This window comes from Serratia sp. 4542, assembly GCF_016805595.1.
In the GTDB taxonomy this organism is placed as follows: domain Bacteria; phylum Pseudomonadota; class Gammaproteobacteria; order Enterobacterales; family Enterobacteriaceae; genus Serratia; species Serratia nevei.
Window position 1 is genome coordinate 271,288 of sequence record NZ_RXKV01000016.1, and the last position, 14,667, is coordinate 285,954.

At 60.5% G+C, this 14,667-nt stretch carries 12 protein-coding genes; 8 read left to right on the plus strand and 4 right to left on the minus strand.

All coding sequences use genetic code 11. The annotated features are described in order from the left end of the window. The first annotated feature begins 58 nt into the window (after positions 1–58). On the plus strand, positions 59–1,051 hold the full coding sequence (asnA, locus tag EKL15_RS22610; protein WP_041037361.1) for an aspartate--ammonia ligase: 993 nt from the start codon (positions 59–61) through the stop codon (positions 1,049–1,051). A 6-nt stretch (positions 1,052–1,057) separates the two neighbouring features. Here asnA and viaA read toward each other — a convergent pair whose 3' ends face one another. Beyond that, a complete protein-coding gene (viaA, locus tag EKL15_RS22615; RefSeq protein ID WP_049200559.1) occupies positions 1,058–2,521 on the minus strand; it encodes an ATPase RavA stimulator ViaA in 1,464 nt (487 codons plus the stop codon). Between the two features lie 2 nt (positions 2,522–2,523). Further along, on the minus strand, positions 2,524–4,032 hold the full coding sequence (gene ravA / locus EKL15_RS22620) for an ATPase RavA (RefSeq protein ID WP_087762477.1): 1,509 nt from the start codon (positions 4,030–4,032) through the stop codon (positions 2,524–2,526). A 283-nt stretch (positions 4,033–4,315) separates the two neighbouring features. Between ravA and kup the strand changes: the two genes are divergently transcribed. From kup to rbsR, 7 genes are all read left to right on the plus strand, one after another. Continuing rightward, on the plus strand, positions 4,316–6,184 hold the full coding sequence (kup, locus tag EKL15_RS22625) for a low affinity potassium transporter Kup (protein ID WP_049200553.1): 1,869 nt from the start codon (positions 4,316–4,318) through the stop codon (positions 6,182–6,184). 171 nt (positions 6,185–6,355) lie between these two features. Further along, a complete protein-coding gene (rbsD, locus tag EKL15_RS22630; protein ID WP_060441271.1) occupies positions 6,356–6,775 on the plus strand; it encodes a D-ribose pyranase in 420 nt (139 codons plus the stop codon). 7 nt (positions 6,776–6,782) lie between these two features. Continuing rightward, positions 6,783–8,288 carry a ribose ABC transporter ATP-binding protein RbsA gene (gene rbsA, locus EKL15_RS22635; RefSeq protein WP_060424387.1) on the plus strand — a complete coding sequence of 502 codons (1,506 nt, stop codon included), beginning with the start codon at positions 6,783–6,785 and terminating at the stop codon, positions 8,286–8,288. A 6-nt stretch (positions 8,289–8,294) separates the two neighbouring features. Next, positions 8,295–9,263 carry a ribose ABC transporter permease gene (gene rbsC / locus EKL15_RS22640; RefSeq protein WP_019455467.1) on the plus strand — a complete coding sequence of 323 codons (969 nt, stop codon included), beginning with the start codon at positions 8,295–8,297 and terminating at the stop codon, positions 9,261–9,263. 24 nt (positions 9,264–9,287) lie between these two features. Then, positions 9,288–10,175, plus strand: coding sequence for a ribose ABC transporter substrate-binding protein RbsB (gene rbsB, locus EKL15_RS22645; protein WP_025160300.1), 888 nt, complete (start codon positions 9,288–9,290; stop codon positions 10,173–10,175). A gap of 61 nt (positions 10,176–10,236) precedes the next feature. Further along, positions 10,237–11,163 (plus strand): ribokinase, encoded by a 927-nt coding sequence (rbsK, locus tag EKL15_RS22650; RefSeq protein WP_049200548.1) that lies wholly within the window; start codon positions 10,237–10,239, stop codon positions 11,161–11,163. Positions 11,164–11,167: 4 nt separating this feature from the next. Then, positions 11,168–12,169: a ribose operon transcriptional repressor RbsR gene (gene rbsR / locus EKL15_RS22655; protein WP_016929629.1), complete on the plus strand. Its 1,002-nt coding sequence runs from the start codon at positions 11,168–11,170 to the stop codon at positions 12,167–12,169. Here rbsR and mdtD read toward each other — a convergent pair. Further along, positions 12,166–13,581, minus strand: a complete 1,416-nt coding sequence (gene mdtD / locus EKL15_RS22660) for a multidrug transporter subunit MdtD (RefSeq protein ID WP_015379462.1) — start codon at positions 13,579–13,581, stop codon at positions 12,166–12,168. The genes rbsR and mdtD overlap by 4 nt on opposite strands. Positions 13,582–13,648: 67 nt before the next feature. Then, complete coding sequence (locus EKL15_RS22665; protein ID WP_033636503.1) at positions 13,649–14,338, minus strand: FadR/GntR family transcriptional regulator; 690 nt, start codon at positions 14,336–14,338, stop codon at positions 13,649–13,651. Positions 14,339–14,667 lie beyond the last annotated feature (329 nt).

Consider the following 14,667-nt stretch of genomic DNA (forward strand, 5'->3'; position numbering starts at 1 on the left):
CGTATCATTTTGTTGCTTAATCGATGGCAACAGAGACAGGTTTACAAGAGATACGGCAATGAAAAAACAGTTTATCCAAAAACAACAACAAATCAGCCAGGTCAAATCCTTCTTCTCCCGCCAGCTGGAGCAACAGCTCGGTCTGATCGAAGTGCAGGCCCCGATCCTCAGCCGTTTGGGCGATGGCACGCAGGATAACCTCTCCGGCAGCGAGAAAGCGGTGCAGGTTAAGGTCAAAACCCTGCCGGACGCCACCTTCGAAGTGGTGCATTCACTGGCGAAATGGAAACGCAAAACCCTGGGTAGTTACGATTTCGGCGCTGGCGAAGGCCTGTACACCCATATGAAGGCGCTGCGCCCGGATGAAGATCGCCTGACGCCTATCCACTCGGTGTACGTCGATCAGTGGGATTGGGAGCGGGTAATGGGCGATGGTGAGCGCAGCCTGGACTACCTGAAAAGCACCGTGCGCAGCATTTACGCCGCCATCAAGGCGACGGAGGCGGAAGTCAGCCGCGAGCATGGTCTGACTCCGTTCCTGCCGGAACAGATCCACTTTGTGCACAGCGAAACCCTGCTGCAGCGCTACCCGGATCTGGACGCCAAAGGGCGCGAGCGGGCGATCGCCAAAGAGCTGGGCGCGGTATTCCTGATCGGCATCGGCGGCAAGCTGTCGCACGGCAAATCGCACGATGTGCGGGCGCCGGATTATGATGACTGGACCACGCCGGCGGCGGATGGCCTGGCGGGCCTGAACGGCGACATCGTGGTGTGGAACCCGGTGCTGCAGGACGCTTTCGAGCTGTCCTCTATGGGCATCCGCGTCGACGCCGCCGCGCTGAAACATCAGCTGGCGCTGACCGGTGACGAAGAGCGCATGAAGCTGGAGTGGCACCAGTCGTTGTTGCGCGGCGATATGCCACAGACCATCGGCGGCGGTATCGGCCAGTCGCGTTTGGTGATGCTGCTGTTGCAACTGTCGCATATCGGCCAGGTGCAGTGCGGCGTGTGGTCGCCGGAAGTGCGCGGGGCGGTCGAAGGCCTGCTCTGATCCTGCCTAGCGCCGCCAGCGGCGCATCAAACGGCTTTTCAGCCCGGTATCAAAGCGCCAGATATGATCGAAGATGCGCATGATGCCGGGTTTGCCGTAGGCGGACATCGCCACCGCATGGAAACGCTGCTGGTGGCTTTGCTGCTGCTGTTTTACCTTCTTTATTACCTCCTCCGGCAATCGCTGGGCGATAAAATCGGAAATGATCACCGCATCGGCGTCGAACCAGCCGCTTTCCGCCATTTTGGTGACGGTGGCGTTCAGGCAGGCCGCCAGATCGGTGCCGCCGCGAAACTGCTGGCCGAGAAAGCGCACCGCCTGTTCGATGCCGCTGGCGGCGGTGAGTTCGTAATGCACGATCTGGTTGGCGAACAGCATGATGTAGCAGCGGCGGTTGTCCGCCAGCGCAATGCGCAGCAGCGCCAGGCAGAACGCCTTGGCGCACTGTTCGTTGAAGCCGCCCATCGATCCTGAGGTGTCCACGCAGACGATAAACGGCCCGCGCGGCTGTTGATCCTGCTGCTGGTGGGTGACCTGGCGAATAAGGATCTGTTCCTGCCAGACGTCGCCCTGCAGGCGGTAGCTCAGCAGCCGCTTTTCCAGCAGGCGGCGATAAAACTCGAACTCCAGCTCTTCAATCCCCAACGTCGCCAGCTCCGGCGGCAGCAGGCGCAGGATGTCATCGCTTTGATGAATGCCGCTCACTTCTTCCGGCAGCGTGGCCGGCACCTGTACCATGACCCTGAACGGTTCGGGCTGCGCGTCCTGTTGCTGCACTGCCTTGGCCTGATAGCTGCGGCCCAGCTGCTGCGCCAACTTTTTCAGCTCTGGCTGCTGCTGCAAAAAGTTGCCGTACTCCACCAGCCGTTGGTAATCACCGCGCTGCAGCTGGCCTTTGCTCATGTCCCACAGCCTGCCGGCGGCGGTGTCGTTCTCCGACAGCAGCGGCTCCAGCGCGCCGCTCAGCGCCAGGCGCTCCTGCAGTTCCGCCATCAGCTGCTCGCGCTCTTGTTCCAGCAGCTGGTGGTGCAGCATGGTGGCCTGCAGCGTCAGGCTGATGCGCCAGCGCTGCAAGAATAGGGTTTGGAAGCTGTCGTCCAGCGGATGATTGGGCAGATCGGCGGCGTCCACCAGCGCGCGCGCCTGTTCATAAAACGGCGAGACCAGCTGGCGCAGCAGCTCCATCGTGTCGTTGAGGTTGTGATAGAACTGGGTGTTATTCTCCAGTTGGCACTGTTGGTAGCGGTAAAATTCCTGCGCCAGCGCCGGCGGCACCATGGCCTCCTGCAGACGCTCCTTGAGCTGCAGTTTCCAGCGTGGCAGATCGCGATCCAGCGCCCGGCGAATGGCCGGAAACTTTTTAAAGAACACCGACAGCTGCGGCGCCGCCAGCATGCCGACGATCATCTCCTCGATCATCTCGCCTTCGGTGATCGCCAGCAGCAGATCGAGCGTCTCCAGACTGAGCATGGTTACTGGCCGCGCATTTGCTGCAGTTGCTGTTTAACCTGCTCTGCCACCTGCAGCAGACTGGCTTCGATCTTGGCCAGGCCGGCGGCGGGGGTGAACAGACAGGGCTGATGCTGGCTGAAGGCGCGGCGCTGCTCCGCCAGGCGCTGGGCCAACGCGTCCATTTCATCCAGCAGCGCCTGCGGCGTGGCGGTGGCCTGTTTGCCCGGCAGCGCCAGCAGCGAAGGCTGGCGGCTGACGTCCAGCACCGTCAGGTGCAGTTGGTCGTCGACCTCCAAATCGATCGGCTGCGCGAAGCCGATGCCGTTCAGCTTGGCGCGCACGTCGCCGCCTTTTTGCAGCCAGTTATCCAGCACGCTGCTCTCGATGCTCAGATGGTTGACCTGAATGTCATGCAGCTGCAGCGGTTTTTGCAGCAGCAGAGTGAGAGTGCCGCCGGCGAACGGCGTGGCCGGCGCGTATTGGGGTTTGCGGCTGAACATGCCGCCCTTTTTCACCAGGCTGATGGCCTGCCGGTCGCTTTGTTGTTGCTGATCCTGCAGCCAGCGGGTGTGGATTTGTTGCAGCTGGATCAGCATCGACTGCTGCTGATAGGCCGATTCGGTCAGCAGCTGATCGATCTGCTGTTGCAGCAGCTTCAGCGAGGTGAGATCGTGCCACAGGCAGTCTTTCAGCAGCATCAGGTCGAGCGGGGCGATGGCGTCGCGCCCGCTGAAGAAGGCGCAGGCCTGCAGCAGGCGCAGGGCCTTTTTCCAGCGTCGGTCGGAGACGTACGGCGCCTGTTCCAGCGCGTCCAGCCGCTGGCGCAGCTGGAAAATCAGCTCAAAGCAGGCTTCCGGCAGCGCCACCTTGTCGATCTGCGGTTGCCACTGCAGAAACTCTTCATCGCTGACGCTCAGCGCCGCCGGCACCGGGTTTTGGCTCTCGTTCTGGCGGTTGACCAGCAGCGAGCGGAAATTCTGTTTATCCTGCACCTTGTCCAGCCACAGGCGGATCAGCATGCGGTCATACAGGGCTTCGAGGCTGTTGTCTGCTTCGGGCAGTTCGTTGGAGGCGGTGACCAGCAGGCGCAGCGGGATCGGTTCTTCGCTGTTGCCGTTGCGAAAGCGCCGTTCGTTGATCGCCGTCAGCAGGGTGTTGAGGATCGCCGGGCCGGCCTTCCAGATTTCGTCCAGAAACACGATCTCTGCTTCGGGCAGGTAGCCGGTTGTCAGGCGCTGATAGCGCCCTTCATCTTTCAGCGCCTGAATAGAGAGCGGGCCGAAGACCTCTTCCGGCGTGGAAAAGCGCGTCATCAGGTATTCAAAGGAACGGGCGTTGCGGAAGGCAAACTTCAGCCGGCGCGCGATCAGGCTCTTGGCGATGCCGGGCGGGCCGAGCAGGAATACGCTTTCGCCGCTCAGCGCCGCGAGCAGGCACAGGCGGATCGCTTCTTGCCGCTCATAAAGACCGCTCTCCAGCGCGCTGCTGAGGCGGGAAATTCGTTCTGCCAGAAGGGATGATGGCGTCATATAATTGTCGCATTGTCCGAGAGTTAGCCAATCTTGGTCGATAATCCGATGATAAACCACCATTATTTTTAGTGGTATAGCTTATTGATTAGTAATATTTTTCTAAGTTGTGCCGGATATCCGATTCACATTTTGTTTATTTTTCGGCTCTGATATAAGGGTAGGCAAGGCGTATAAATGGTGCATACTGTGCGGCTTTCTGGTGGGCGTGACGGATCTTTGAGCCCGTATTTTGCCTGATGCGGATGCATCGCTAACGGATGTTCTGATAAAGAAACGAATTATGAGCGCAGAGCATAAGCAGTCCTTATCGGCGGTAACCCTGGCGGCTATCGGCGTGGTCTACGGTGATATCGGCACCAGCCCTCTCTATACGCTGAGAGAGTGTTTCTCCGGCCATTACGGCTTCGATGTTCGTCCAGACGTGGTTTTCGGCTTCCTGTCGCTGATTTTCTGGATGCTGATCGTGATCGTTTCCCTCAAATATCTCACCTACGTGATGCGCGCGGACAACGCCGGCGAGGGCGGTATCCTGACGCTGATGTCGCTGGCCGGGCGCAACACCTCGGCGCGCACTACCGCGGTGCTGGTGATACTGGGCCTGATCGGCGGCAGCTTCTTCTATGGCGAGGTGGTGATCACCCCGGCTATCTCGGTGATGTCGGCGATCGAGGGGCTGGAAATCGCCGCGCCTGCGCTTGACGCCTATATAGTGCCGCTCTCCATTCTGGTACTGACGCTGCTGTTCGCCATTCAAAAGCACGGCACCGGCAGCGTTGGCAAGCTGTTCGCTCCGGTGATGCTGCTGTGGTTCATCGTGTTGGCGGTGCTGGGCGCGCGCAGCATCATTTCGAACCCGGAAGTGCTGCAGGCGCTGAACCCCAAATGGGCGCTCAACTTCTTCATGGAATATAAGAAGGTATCGTTCTTCGCGCTGGGGGCGGTGGTGCTGTCGATCACCGGCGTCGAGGCGCTGTATGCCGATATGGGGCACTTCGGCAAGTTCCCGATTCGCCTGGCCTGGTTCACCGTGGTGTTGCCATCGCTGGTGCTCAACTACTTCGGCCAGGGCGCGCTGCTGCTGAAAAACCCGGAGGCGATCAAAAACCCGTTCTTCCTGCTGGCACCCGACTGGGCGCTGATCCCGCTGCTGATTCTGGCGACCCTGGCAACGGTTATCGCCTCGCAGGCGGTGATTTCCGGCGTCTTCTCGCTGACTCGCCAGGCGGTGCGTCTGGGCTATCTGTCGCCGATGCGTATCATTCACACCTCGGAAATGGAATCCGGCCAGATCTATATTCCGGTGATCAACTGGACGCTGTACATCTCGGTGGTGCTGGTGATCATCGGCTTCGAACACTCCAGCAATCTGGCGGCGGCGTACGGCATCGCCGTCACCGGCACCATGGTGCTGACCAGCATTCTGGTCACCTCGGTGGCGATCAACAACTGGCACTGGAATCGCTTCCTGGCGATCGGCATCGTGACCATCTTGCTGATCATCGACGTGCCGATGTTCTCCGCCAACGCCCTGAAGCTGTTCTCCGGCGGCTGGTTGCCGCTGACCTTGGCGCTGGTGATGTTCCTCATTATGACCACCTGGAAGAGCGAGCGTTTCCGCCTGCTGCGCCGCCTGCATGAACACGGCAACTCGCTGGAGGCGATGATTGCCTCGCTGGAGAAATCGCCGCCGGTGCGGGTGCCGGGTACCGCGGTGTTCATGTCGCGCGCCACCAACGTCATTCCTTTTGCGCTGCTGCACAACCTGAAGCACAACAAGGTGCTGCATGAGCGCGTGGTGCTGCTGACGCTGCGCACCGAGGATGCGCCTTACGTGCACAACGTGCGCCGGGTGACCATTGAACAGCTGTCGCCAACCTTCTGGCGGGTGGTCGCCAGCTACGGCTGGCGCGAAACGCCGAACGTCGAGGAGGTGTTCCACCGCTGCGGGTTGGAAGGGTTGCCGTGCCGCATGTCGGAGACCTCGTTCTTCATGTCCCATGAGTCGCTGATCCTCACCAAGCGGCCGTGGTACCTCTATTTGCGCGGTAAACTGTTCGTCGCCCTGAGCCGCAACGCGCTGCGCGCGCCGGATCAGTTTGAGATCCCGCCGAACCGGGTCATCGAGCTCGGCACGCAGGTCGAGATTTAACCCGCCTGATAAGGGGCTCAGCATGGCTGAGCCCCTTTTGTTTGTGCTTTGTCCGTGCGTGAACGAAACGTTTCGATAGCGATCACACTTCTGCATTGTCCCGGTTGCCTTCCCCTGCCGTTTTTTTAAACTCCCCCAGAGAGCGAAACGTTTCGCTAGCGGAGTGAGAAGATGAAAAAAGGCGTATTACTGAATTCCGACGTGTCTGCCGTGATTGCCCGGCTGGGGCATACCGACCAGCTCACCCTGTGCGATGCGGGCCTGCCGATACCGACGGAAACGCAGCGCATCGATCTGGCGCTGACGCAGGGCGTGCCGACCTTCATGCAGGTGTTCGCGGCGGTCACGCAAGAGATGCAGGTAGAAAGCGCCATCCTGGCGGAAGAGATCGTGAAACAGAATCCGTCGCTCCACGAGGCACTGTTGGCTGAACTGACCGCATTGGGTCAACGCCAGGGCAATACCATCAGCGTGCGCTATATCAGCCATCAGGCGTTTAAAGCGCAAACCGGGCACAGCCGGGCGGTGATCCGCAGCGGGGAGTGTTCGCCTTATGCGAACGTGATCCTGTGCGCCGGCGTAACTTTCTGAGGCGCGTATGCAACCTTTACTGCAACTGAAAGGGATTGATAAAGCCTTTCCCGGCGTGAAGGCGCTTTCCGGCGCTGCCCTCAGCGTCTATCCCGGCAAGGTGATGGCGCTGGTGGGAGAAAACGGCGCCGGGAAGTCCACCATGATGAAAGTGCTGACCGGCATCTACCAGAAAGACGCCGGCAGCCAGTATTTTCTCGGTAAAGAGGTGGCGTTCAACGGGCCTAAGGATTCGCAGGAAGCGGGCATCGGCATTATCCATCAGGAGCTGAACCTGATCCCGCAGCTGACGATTGCGGAAAACATCTTCCTCGGCCGCGAGTTCGTCAACCGTTTCGGCCGCATTGACTGGAAGCGCATGTACGCCGAGGCCGATCGCTTGTTGGCGCGTCTCAATCTGCGCTACAGCAGCCACCGACTGGTGGGCGAACTGTCGATCGGCGATCAGCAGATGGTAGAGATCGCCAAGGTGCTGAGCTTCGAATCGAAAGTGATCATCATGGATGAACCGACCGATGCGCTGACCGACACCGAAACTGCCTCGCTGTTCAAGGTGATCAACGAGCTGAAGGCCGAAGGGCGCGGCATCGTGTATATCTCGCACCGCCTGAAAGAGATTTTTGAAATCTGCGACGACGTGACCGTATTCCGCGACGGGCAGTTTATCACCGAGCGGCCGGTGAGCGAGCTGCAGGAAGATTCGCTGATTGAGATGATGGTCGGCCGCAAGCTGGAAGAGCAGTACCCGCGCCTGGATTTGCCGCGCGGGGAAAAACGGCTGGACGTCAGCCACCTTTCCGGCCCCGGCGTTGAAGACGTCAGCTTTACGCTGTACCGCGGCGAGATCCTCGGCGTGGCCGGGCTGATGGGCGCCGGGCGCACCGAATTGATGAAAATCCTGTACGGCGCCGCCCCGCGCAAGGCCGGCTCCGTCAGCCTGGACGGTCGCGACGTGGTCACCCATTCGCCGCAGGACGGGTTGGCGAACGGCATCGTCTATATCTCGGAAGACCGCAAACGCGACGGCCTGGTGCTGGGCATGTCGGTGAAGGAAAACATGTCGCTGACCGCGCTGCGCTATTTCAGCCGCGCCGACGGCAGCCTGAAACAGGCCGACGAGCGGCAGGCGGTGGGGGATTTCATCCGGCTGTTCAATATCAAAACGCCGTCGATGGAGCAGCCGATCGGTCTGCTTTCCGGCGGCAATCAGCAAAAAGTGGCGATCGCCCGCGGCCTGATGACCCGGCCGAAGGTACTGATCCTCGATGAGCCGACGCGCGGCGTCGACGTTGGCGCCAAAAAAGAGATCTATCAGTTAATCAACCAGTTCAAGCAGGAAGGGCTGAGCATCATTCTGGTGTCTTCGGAAATGCCGGAGGTGATGGGCATGAGCGATCGCATTCTGGTGATGCACGAAGGGCATCTCAGCGGCGAGTTCCCGATTGAACAGGCCACCCAGGAAGCGTTGATGGCGGCAGCCGTCGGCAAGCAATACGGCGTAAAGCAGGAGTAATCAGATATGAGTTCCCAGACTATCGCAGCTAAGCGCTGGTTCAGTAAAGAGTGGCTGTTAGAGCAGAAGTCGTTGATTGCGCTGCTGGTGCTGATCGCCGTGGTCTCTTCCATGAGCCCGAACTTCTTCACCCTGAACAACCTGTTCAATATTCTGCAGCAGACCTCGGTGAACGCCATCATGGCGGTGGGGATGACGCTGGTGATCCTCACCTCCGGCATCGATCTGTCGGTAGGATCGCTGCTGGCGCTGACCGGCGCGGTGGCGGCGTCGATCGTCGGCTTTGAGGTCAACGCGCTGGTGGCGGTGGCGGCGGCACTGGCGCTGGGCGCCGCGGTTGGCGCCTGCACCGGGGTGATCGTCGCCAAAGGCAAAGTGCAGGCCTTTATCGCCACGCTGGTGATGATGCTGCTGCTGCGCGGCGTCACCATGGTGTACACCAATGGCAGCCCGGTCAACACCGGTTTCACCGACGTGGCCGACACCTTCGGCTGGTTCGGCATCGGCCGCCCGCTGGGCGTGCCTACGCCGATCTGGATCATGGCGATCGTGTTCATCGCCGCCTGGTATATGCTGCATCATACGCGCCTGGGCCGCTATATTTATGCCCTGGGCGGCAACGAAGCGGCGACCCGCCTCTCCGGCATCAGCGTCGATAAAGTGAAGATTATCGTCTACTCGCTGTGCGGCCTGCTGGCGGCGCTGGCCGGGGTGATCGAAGTGGCGCGCCTGTCGTCGGCGCAGCCGACCGCCGGCACCGGCTATGAGCTGGACGCCATCGCCGCCGTGGTGCTGGGCGGCACCAGCCTGGCCGGCGGCAAGGGCCGCATCGTCGGCACGCTGATCGGGGCGCTGATCCTCGGCTTCCTGAACAACGGCCTGAATTTACTGGGTGTTTCTTCCTACTACCAAATGATCGTGAAGGCAGTGGTGATACTGCTGGCGGTTCTGGTAGATAACAAAAGCAACAAGTAACCTCCCCCTACAGGAATCACGATGATGAAAATGAAAAAACTGGCAACCTTAGCTTCCGCCATCGCGCTGAGCGCCACCCTGAGCGCCAATGCCATGGCCAAAGACACCATCGCGCTGGTGGTGTCCACCCTCAACAACCCGTTCTTCGTCTCGATGAAGGACGGTGCGCAGCAAGAGGCCAACAAGCTGGGCTACAACCTGGTGGTGCTGGATTCCCAGAACAACCCGGCGAAAGAGCTGGCCAACGTGCAGGATCTGATGGTGCGCGCGCCCAAGCTGCTGCTGATCAACCCGACCGACTCCGACGCGGTAGGCAACGCCATCAAGATGGCCAACCAGGCTAAGATCCCGGTCATTACGCTGGACCGCGTGGCGAGCAAGGGTGACGTGGTGAGCCACATCGCTTCGGATAACCGCGTGGGCGGCAAAATGGCCGGCGACTTCATCGCCAAGAAAGTGGGTGCCGATGCCAAGGTGATTCAGCTGGAAGGCATCGCCGGCACTTCCGCCGCGCGTGAACGCGGTGAAGGCTTCAAACAGTCGCTGGATCAGAATAAATTCAAACTGTTGGCCAGCCAGCCGGCCGATTTCGATCGCACCAAGGGCCTGAACGTGATGCAGAACCTGCTGACTGCGCACCCGGACGTGCAGGCGGTGTTCGCTCAGAACGATGAAATGGCGCTGGGTGCGCTGCGCGCGTTGCAAACCGCCGGTAAAACCGACGTGATCGTGGTAGGCTTCGACGGCACCGCTGACGGCGTGAAAGCGGTCGAAGGCGGTAAGCTGGCGGCGACCGTGGCGCAGCGTCCCGATCAGATCGGCGTGATCGGTGTGGAAACCGCCGATAAAGTGCTGAAAGGCGAAAAAGTGCCGGCGACCATCCCGGTCGATTTGAAACTGGTCACTCAGTAAGTCATACCAGCGCCATCGGAACGGGGCGTTTACGATGGCGCGCAATTCAGGAATCAATGCGATGGAAACAGGTAAGCTGGTGGTTCTTGGCAGCATCAATGCCGACCATATCCTCAATATTGAACAGTTCCCCCACCCGGGCGAAACGGTGATCGGGAAACAGTATAAGGTGGCGTTTGGCGGCAAGGGCGCGAATCAGGCGGTGGCGGCCGGGCGCAGCGGGGCGGAGATCGCCTTTATCGCCTGCGTGGGCGCTGACGACATCGGCGAACGTGTCCGCCGGCAGCTGGCGAGCGATCGCATTGATACCCAACCGATTGAAGCCATCGCCGACAGCACCACCGGCGTGGCGCTGATCTTCGTCAACGCCGAAGGCGAGAACGTGATCGGCATCGATGCCGGCGCCAACGCCGCGGTGACGCCGGATTACCTGGCGCGCTACCAACAAAAAGTGATCGATGCCGACGCTTTGCTGATGCAGTTGGAGTCGCCGCTGGAGACGGTGATCGCCGCCGCCCGCCTGGCGAAGCAGCATCACACGCAAGTGATCCTCAACCCGGCCCCTGCGCGTGAGCTGCCGGACGAGCTGCTGGGCATGATCGATATGATCACTCCGAATGAAACCGAAGCCCAGCGCCTGACCGGCATCGCCGTGGACAACGACGCCGATGCGGCGCGCGCGGCGCAGGCACTGCACGACAAGGGCATCGCGACGGTGATCATCACCCTTGGCAGCCGCGGCGTGTGGCTGAGCGAAAACGGCAACGGCAAACTGGTGCCCGGCTTCAAGGTGCAAGCGGTGGATACCATCGCCGCCGGCGATACCTTTAACGGTGCGCTGGTCACAGCTCTGTTGGAAGGCAAGATCATGGCCGACGCGGTGCGTTTCGCCCATGCGGCGGCGGCGATCGCCGTGACCCGCCCTGGCGCGCAGCCTTCGGTGCCGTGGCGTGAAGAGATCGACGCCTTCTTGCAGCAGCAGGGGTGATCCTTTGGCCACCATGAAAGATGTCGCCCGCCTGGCGGGCGTTTCAACCTCTACCGTTTCGCATGTGGTCAACAACAATCGCTTTGTCAGCGACAGCGTGCGCGACAAGGTCATGGCGGCCGTGGAACAGCTGAACTATGCGCCTTCCGCGCTGGCGCGCAGCCTGAAGCTCAATCAGACGCGCACCATCGGCATGCTGGTGACTGCCAGTAACAACCCGTTTTATGCCGAAGTGGTGCGTGGCGTGGAGCGCAGCTGCTATGAACGCGGCTACAGCCTGATCCTGTGCAACACCGAAGAAGACGCCGCGCGCATGAACCGCAGTATGGAGACGCTGCTGCAAAAGCGCGTCGACGGTTTGCTGCTGATGTGCACCGAAAACCACCGGCCATCGCAAGATGCCCTGAGCCGCTACCCGTCACTGCCGATCGTCATGATGGACTGGGCGCCGTTCGAGGGCGCCAACGACATTATTCAGGATAACTCGCTGCTGGGCGGCGAGATGGCGACCGATCATCTGATCGCCTGCGGTTACCGCAAGATCGCCTGCATCGCCGGCCCGCAGGATAAAACCACCGCCCGTCACCGACTGGAAGGCTATCGCAACGCGATGCGGCGCGCCGGATTGCCGGTTCCGCCAGGGTATGAAGTGCATTGCGACTTTGAGTTTGAGGGCGGCGTGAACGCCATGCGCCAACTGCTGGCGCTGGACGAGCCGCCGCATGCGGTGTTCGCCGGTAACGACGCGGTGGCGGTGGGCGTTTATCAGGCGCTATATCAGGCCGGGCTTTCCGTGCCGCAGGATATGGCGGTGATGGGCTACGATGACATTGAGTTGGCGCGTTATCTGGCGCCGCCGCTGAGCACCATTCATCAGCCGAAGGATTCGTTGGGCGAACTGGCGATCGATGCGCTGATCAATCGCCTGCAAAACCCGGAGCGTGCGCCCCAGGTGCTGGTGCTGACGCCCGAGCTGGTGGAACGCGCCTCGGTGGGCCGCCGTTAACTGGCCGCCTTCGCTTCTTTCTTGCTTTCCTGGCCGCTGATCAAATTGCGGCCATCCTTCCTTCTCAGCAACATAAACACCAGCGCCGACGCCACGGTGACGATCCCCATGGTGATAAAGGTGTAATGGAAGTGGTCGATCATGGTGCCTAACGACAGGGATTCGTAAAAACGCAGCACCGCCGCGCTGATTGCCACACCGAAGCTGATGGACAGCTGCTGGGTGACCGCCAGGACGCTGTTGCCGGCGCTGGCGTTGGCGTCGTTCAAATCCGCCAGGCTGATGGTGTTCATGGCGGTGAACTGGGTGGACATCGCCATGCCCAGCACGAACAGCGGCAGGATCATCAGCCACAGCGGCATGCCCGGGCTTTGCAGGGCGAACTGGGCGATCAGCACCCCGATGATAACGGTGATGCCGACCAGCGTTTTACGGTAGCCGAACCAGCGCAGCACCTGAGTGACGGTGGATTTCGCCATCAGCGAACCGATGGCGGTCGGCGCCATCATGCAGCCGGCGACGATCGCCGTATAACCGAATCCCACCTGCAGCATGAGCGGCATTAAAAACGGCACGCAGCCGGTTCCCAGCCTGGAGGCGACGTTGCCGGCGATACCGACCGAGAAGGTGCGGGTTTTGAACAGGTCGAGACCGATCAGCGGCTGAGGATGGCGGCGTGCGTGCGCGATATAGCCGAACAGCATCACGAAACCGCTGAGCAGAATGCCCAGCGAAACGTAGCTCGCCAGCACCCGCTCGCCAAACAGCTCCAGTCCGGTAGAGATCAGCACCAGGCTCAGGCCGAACAGCATGAAGCCAAGGAAATCGAAGCGGCGCTTGGGCGTGGTGAAGTCCGGCATGTACTTGCGCGCATAGAAGATGCCGAGCAGGCCGATAGGGATATTGATCAGGAAAATCCAGTGCCAGGTGGCGTAGGTGACCAGCCAGCCGCCCAGCAGCGGCCCGAGAATCGGCCCGACCAGGCCGGGCATGGTGACGAAGTTCAGCACCGGCAGCAGTTCGCTGCGCGGATAGGCGCGCAGCAGCGCCAACCGCGCGACCGGCATCATCATCGCGCCGCCGATGCCTTGCAGCACGCGAGAGGCGACCAGCACGCTTAACGTAGGGGACAGGGCGCACAGCAGCGAGCCGAGGGTGAATAACGTCACGGCGAAGATGAACACGCGGCGGGTGCCGAAGCGGTCCGCCAGCCAGCCGCTGACCGGGATCAGCATCGCCACCGTCAGCGTGTAGCTGATGACGGCTGATTGCATCGCCAGCGGTGAACGCCCTAGGCTTTGGGCGATCGCCGGCAGCGCGGTGTTAAGGATGGTGGCGTCCAGCGCCTGCATAAAGAACGCCATTGCGGCGATCCACGGTAGTCCTGCCATACTGCGCGCGGATTGGGTCATGGTCGGTCCTGGTTAAATGGTCGTCTGTCCCTCGTCTCTTTCTTCTATATATAAGCGGGGAGCGTGTCTAGTCTTTCTCTTTCAGCAGCACCTGGCAGGCGACGAGCGCGCCGGCGCTGTCTCCGGCGAGTATCGCATCGACGATAGCCTGATGATGGCGCAGCTTGATCACTTCATTGCCGGTGATGGCACGGAAGTAGCTTTGGTACACCGAACTGAACAGGTTGGCGAACGAGGTCAGGAACGGGTTGCCGCTGGCCTCGTAGATGAGCTGGTGGAATTGGGTATCGACCTGGATCCAACGCTCGCGATCAAACTGGGTATGCAGCGCGCGCATTTCCGCCATCAGCTCCGCCAGCAGCTTGGTTTGCTGCGGGCTGGCGTGGTTTGCCGCCAACGCGCAGGCCTGCGGCTCCAGCGAAGTGCGCAAGATAAGGAAGTGTTGCATCACCTGATCGAAGTTTTCCCGCGTCATCCACCAGGTCAGTAAATCCTGATCGAGAAAATTCCATTGGCTTTGCGGCATCACGCGGGTGCCGATACGTGGGCGCGGCAACAACATGCCTTTGGCGGCTAACATCTTTACTGCTTCGCGTACTGCGGTGCGGCTGACGCCGAATTGCTCGCCCAGTTCCATTTCACCGGGCAGGATGCTGCCGGCCTGATAATCGCCCGCCAGAATTTGTTGGCCGAGTTTCTCTGCAAGCAGATAAGAAAGATTGCGTTGGGCGGCCTGTTGTTGTGCATTTAGCGGCATGGCTGCGGGTCCTTACTGACATCGTTATTTCTATTTTACTCCAGTGATCGCCAGCTTTTATGGCTGTTTGCCGGAAAAAGTGACATAAATTCGTCGCTTTTTCGCCCTTTTGTTGAAAAAAAGCGCGCTTGAAAAGTTTTTTGCAATTAGGGGTTGCGGCCCGCCGAGAACTCCCTATAATGCGCCTCCACTGACCGGGAACAACGACTGACAAGCCGCCGGGTCAGCGAGAGGAAAGCGAAATAAATGCTTGACTCTCCGGGTGAAAAGCGTAATATACGCCACCTCGAGTTAGCAAGCGAAAGCGTCTAACTCACTGCTCTTTAACA

Coding starts and splice junctions, on each gene's coding strand:
- viaA (WP_049200559.1), bottom strand. CDS start 2,521: ATGCTCAGTCTGGAGACGCTCGATCTGCTGCTGGCGATCACCGAAGGC.
- rbsK (WP_049200548.1), top strand. CDS start 10,237: ATGGAAACAGGTAAGCTGGTGGTTCTTGGCAGCATCAATGCCGACCAT.
- asnA (WP_041037361.1), top strand. CDS start 59: ATGAAAAAACAGTTTATCCAAAAACAACAACAAATCAGCCAGGTCAAA.
- rbsB (WP_025160300.1), top strand. CDS start 9,288: ATGAAAATGAAAAAACTGGCAACCTTAGCTTCCGCCATCGCGCTGAGC.
- rbsA (WP_060424387.1), top strand. CDS start 6,783: ATGCAACCTTTACTGCAACTGAAAGGGATTGATAAAGCCTTTCCCGGC.
- ravA (WP_087762477.1), bottom strand. CDS start 4,032: ATGACGCCATCATCCCTTCTGGCAGAACGAATTTCCCGCCTCAGCAGC.
- kup (WP_049200553.1), top strand. CDS start 4,316: ATGAGCGCAGAGCATAAGCAGTCCTTATCGGCGGTAACCCTGGCGGCT.
- EKL15_RS22665 (WP_033636503.1), bottom strand. CDS start 14,338: ATGCCGCTAAATGCACAACAACAGGCCGCCCAACGCAATCTTTCTTAT.
- rbsD (WP_060441271.1), top strand. CDS start 6,356: ATGAAAAAAGGCGTATTACTGAATTCCGACGTGTCTGCCGTGATTGCC.
- rbsC (WP_019455467.1), top strand. CDS start 8,295: ATGAGTTCCCAGACTATCGCAGCTAAGCGCTGGTTCAGTAAAGAGTGG.
- mdtD (WP_015379462.1), bottom strand. CDS start 13,581: ATGACCCAATCCGCGCGCAGTATGGCAGGACTACCGTGGATCGCCGCA.